Annotated in this window: 1 protein-coding gene; it reads left to right on the plus strand. The window is 34.6% G+C overall.

The window, feature by feature from the left end:
- Positions 1-254: 254 nt before the first annotated feature.
- Entirely contained in the window at positions 255-1,151 is an 897-nt protein-coding gene (locus AC1DJR_RS30710) for a permease (RefSeq protein ID WP_429688139.1), read from the plus strand.
- The last annotated feature ends 1 nt before the right edge of the window (position 1,152 follow it).

Below are 1,152 nucleotides of genomic sequence, written 5' to 3' on the forward strand. Positions count from 1 at the left end.
ACATTACATTATCTTTCACTTTAGCATTTGTTTTTTGGAAGAAACGTTACTTTTAATGATAGGAAAGCTGCGCTAGCATAGTTATAAAACTGTGCTAGCGCAGCTTTTTTGCTATGAAATCTCAGTTTTGGAACAGAATATAACTTGTGAAATGTAATGTGTATGAAGGTTATGAATTTCGTATAACTCTTGTTCAAATAATGAAATGGGGTTAAAATTACATATTGTTAATGAAAAGTTGGAGGAAATACATCATGGAATTGTTTCAATTACCGAAAGCATTCCTGCAAATGAATACAATCTTTATCTCAATATTAATCGAAGCACTTCCATTTGTGCTAATTGGTGTATTTATTTCAGGATTCATTCAAATGTTTGTGACAGAAGATATGGTGGCAAAATGGATGCCGAAGAACCGATTTCTGTCTGTTTTATTAGCTACTTTTTTAGGTATGATGTTTCCTGGATGTGAATGTGGAATTGTTCCGATTGTAAGACGATTAATCGGAAAAGGGGTTCCACCCTATGCAGGAATTGCATTTATGTTAACTGGACCGATTATTAATCCAGTTGTATTATTTGCAACATATGTTGCTTTTGGAAGTAGTATGCACATGGTATGGTATCGTTCTATTGTAGCGATTATCGTAGCAATTATCGTTGGAATTATATTATCATTTATGTTTAAAGAACATCAATTAAGAGATGATCACTTCACAGAAGTGAATCATAAGCGTCCGTTACGTAAAAAAATGTGGGATGTATGTACACATGCTGTTGAGGAATTCTTCTCAATGGGAAAATATTTAGTGCTAGGTGCGTTAATTGCAGCTGCGGTTCAAACATTTGTACAAACTTCAACATTGCTTGCAATTGGACAAGGTCCGTTTTCTTCATCAGCTGTTATGATGGGACTTGCTTTTATTTTATCACTTTGTTCAGAGGCGGATGCATTTATTGCTTCTTCGTTCCAAAGTACATTTTCAACAGCATCACTTGTCGCGTTCCTCGTATATGGACCGATGGTGGATATTAAAAATATGTTTATGATGCTTGCAACATTTAAAACGAAATTTGTAATTGTCGTTATAGTTACAGTTACACTTGTTGTTTATGCAAGCTCACTACTCATTTATGCGATGGGGTGGTAGG

Source organism: Bacillus sp. 05T31 (genome assembly GCF_056396725.1).